We start from the raw sequence: 3,555 nt of genomic DNA, 5'->3' as shown, positions 1-3,555 counted from the left end.
ACGAACGCAAGGCCGTCCACTTCCTGGCCTTCACCAGCATCGCCTGCACCCTCATCTGCTACCGCAGACTCGCCAAATGAGATGACCTCTAAGTGGCACAGCACCACGACGAGTTGGGTGCTTGGCCGCACCGAACTCCGCGACGGGGCTCGTCGTCCCGCCGTAGCCCTCACCGTCCCCCGAGAGCGCGCCGGCCGCACCGAACGCGGTTTCCATCAGGGACGTCGGGCAGGGCCGCTGCTCGCCCGGATCTGTGAGAGCCGCGACCCGCCACGGAACTGCTTGATCACCGGCAGGACGCGGTTGGCGGGCATCCGCCACAGCAGATCAGCGCCGGCAGCAGTGAATGCCCGCCACAGCGGGACATTGAGGAACTCACGGTCGGCGAGGACGAGCCGGCCCGGCCCGAGTAAACGCGGCAGGCGGCCGACCAGGGTGACTTCCCCAGTGCGACAGCCGACGAGTTCCGCGTCCAGCACCACATGGCTGCCCACCTCTACCGAAGCGGCCAGGGTCCATGCCGCCCGACCTGCGACGATGTTTCAGAACCCTGCTCATCTCCTCCTCCAGCGAGGCAGTTCGCTCCTGCCACGGATCGAGGCCGCCTGCCTTGATGAGGCTCGCTCCCGCCGGGAATCTCAGGTGACTGACAAAACAGCTAAGGCTGCACGTCAGCAGCACGAACGTCCTCTGAAGCAACGGCATTGCCATTAGGGCGCGTTCGCCCGTGCTGCCCGCGGCCGCTGTCAGGGACGATGCCGGTCCGCTCGACACCGCGAAGGACCCGGCGAAGGGCCAGTCGAGTACCCCGCCCTGCGGTCGGCGTCCATCGTGGTGGAGACACCGAGGCCGAACCGGGCGCGTCCCGCGGGGGCGATCACTGGAGCAGCGAAGGCACCGCGACCGCCAGTCCGCTGCCGTTGTAGAAGTCCCTCAACTCGTCTGCAGTGGCGGCGCCCAGCAAGACGGAACTTCAGGGCGGCGCTGCCTCGGCGACCGGGCTGGTGATGAAGCCCAGCACGAAGACCGGTCTGCCCAGTCGTCAGCCGCGGCGCTGATTGCCGCTGTCCTCGGCTCTTTCCGAGTCCGACGCCAGACAAGCGCATGCGCGGCGAAGGTCGAACGACCGACCAGCGCGGCCAGGACAGTAACCCGGAATACGCGTCCGGGGTCGTTTTCGAGGATGCCCCGCTCTCCCTTCGCGGTCACGGCCATGACGCGGTGAATCGGCCGGTTCGTGACCTGCTGGTCATGGATCTTCACCTTGATCGCGTCAAGGACCATCACGGGTAGACGCGGTACAATGGCCGGCTGTGCCGGGGGCCGTGCTGTCGATGACCTTGTCGGTGATGGCGGAGACTCTGCTTGGATGCCTCCGTGCCGTAGGCCTCGGCCAGGTGGGCGGCGACCTCGCCTTGGGGAATCCCTTCGCCCGCGTCCCGGGCACCTTCACTTCCACCGAGTCCACGCCGGTCAGCACAGCCTTGGCCTGGCTGCGTCGAGGCTGTTGCCGCTGCCCCACCTCGACGCTCTGGAAGGACGCCACGGTTTCCAACTCCACGGCGGCTTCAGTCGCTTGATGTTCCTCCCGGGATTCCGAACCGCGGTTGGATTTGCACTCCCTCCTCCGGTGGGCTTTCCGCGGACGGATCACCGCTCTCAGTCCGAGACGTGCAGTCACAAGGTGCCAGGGCCCGTCCGGTCAGCGGGGAGAACACCGGACAGGCCTGGTGGACAGATGGGCAGGTGGACGGCTACACGGAGAGCCAGACCGCTTCGTCAGCTGCGAGCAGCCCGTCCTCCACGGTGCCGCTGGCCAGCAGGATCGAGGTGTGGTCGGGGAGCCGGTAGGCCTCGGTCGCGAGGTTGATCACGCATACGAACCCCGGGTCTCGGCGGAATGCCAGGACGCCCTGGGGGGCGTCGAGCCAGGTGAGGCTGCCGTCGCCGAGCGCGGGGTGCCCGCGCCGCAGCCGCAGGGCGGCGCGGTAGAGCTCGAGCATGGACGTCTCGTCCCCGGTCTGTGCTTCCACGGTGCGCTCAGCCCAGTCCGCCGGCTGCGGCAGCCAGGGTGCCGCGGGAGCGTCCTCGGGGCTGAAGCCGTACGGTGGCGTCTGCCCGGACCATGGAATGGGCACCCGGCAGCCGTCGCGGCCGCGGTCGGAGTGACCGGACCGCTCCCAGATCGGGTCCTCGAGCGCATCCTCGGGGAGGTCTTCGACCTCGGGGAGACCGAGTTCCTCGCCCTGGTAGACGTATGCGCCGCCGGGCAGGGCCAGCATCAGCAGGGCCGCGGCGCGGGCACGTCGGGTGCCCAGTTCCAGGTCCAGCGGGCCTTCGGGCCAATAGGGCTCGTTGACCACCCATCGCTTGACCGTCGTGCGGCCGTAGCGGCTGGTATGGCGCATGACGTCGTGATTGGAGAGCACCCAGGTGGCCGGTGCGCCCACCGTCCCCAGCATGCCAAGGGAGTCATCGATGACACCGCGAAGGTCCTTGGCATCCCAACTCGACATCAAGAAATCGAAGTTGAAAGCGGTGTGCAGGACGTCCCGGCGGACGTAGGCGGCGAGCCGTTCGGGGGTGTCGGCCCACGCTTCGGCGACGAAGCACTGATCACCGGGGAACTCGTCGGCCACCTTGCGCCAGGCGCGGTAGATGTCGTGAACCTCGTCGCGGTCCCAGTGCGGGTGATCGACGTGCTGCTGGGGCCGCTCCTGCGAGGGATCGGAAGAGACGAGGGGGCCCGGCCGGGCCGGCTCCTGGCGGGGAGGCAGGTCGGGCAGTTCGGGATGTTTGATGAGACCATGGGCGACGTCGATGCGGAACCCGTCGACGCCTCGACTGAACCAGAAGCGCAGGATGGACTCGAACTCTGCCCGCACCCCCGGGTGTTCCCAGTTGAGGTCCGGCTGCTCGGGGGCGAACAGGTGCAGGTACCACTCGCCGTCGGGCAGTCGGGTCCAGGCCGGGCCGCCGAAGCACGAAACCCAGTCGTTGGGCGGTTCGGCGCCGTCGGGTCCCCGGCCGGGCCGGAAGACGTAGCGTTCGCGTTCGGGGCTGCCGGGTCCGGCAGCCAGCGCGGCCTGGAACCATGCGTGCTGGTCGGATGTGTGGTTGGGGACGATGTCGGGGATGACGCGGATGTCGTGCCGGTGCGCCTCGGCGATGAGCTGTTCGGCCTCGGCCAGGGTGCCGAACAGCGGGTCGATCTGGCGGTAGTCGGCCACGTCGTAACCGTGGTCGGCCATCGGCGACTTGTACCACGGGTTGATCCAGATGGCGTCGACGCCGAGGGACTTGAGGTAGGGCAGGCGGGAGCGGATGCCGGCGATGTCGCCGATGCCGTCACCGTTGCCGTCGGCGAAGCTGCGGATGTAGACCTGGTAGATGACGGCGTTGCGCCACCATGGTGCGGTAACGGACATACTGCTGCGTTACTCCTTGGAGAATGAGGGCAGGACGGCGTGGAGCCCGGTGTCTACTTCGCTGCGCCGGCGGTGAGTCCGGCGACGATGCGGCGCTGGAAGAGCAGCACCATGACCACCAGAGGGA

Annotated in this window: 2 protein-coding genes; both read right to left on the bottom strand. The window is 68.2% G+C overall.

Annotated features, from left to right (window positions below):
* Positions 1–215: 215 nt before the first annotated feature.
* On the bottom strand, positions 216–482 hold the full coding sequence (locus ACWC5O_RS45140; RefSeq protein ID WP_450592477.1) for a hypothetical protein: 267 nt from the start codon (positions 480–482) through the stop codon (positions 216–218).
* Positions 483–1,754: 1,272 nt separating this feature from the next.
* Entirely contained in the window at positions 1,755–3,428 is a 1,674-nt protein-coding gene (locus ACWC5O_RS45135; protein ID WP_450592478.1) for a glycoside hydrolase family 13 protein, read from the bottom strand.
* Between the last annotated feature and the right edge of the window lie 127 nt (positions 3,429–3,555).

Source organism: Streptomyces sp. NPDC001450 (assembly GCF_053597295.1).
This window is presented reverse-complemented; position numbering and strand designations above follow the sequence as displayed.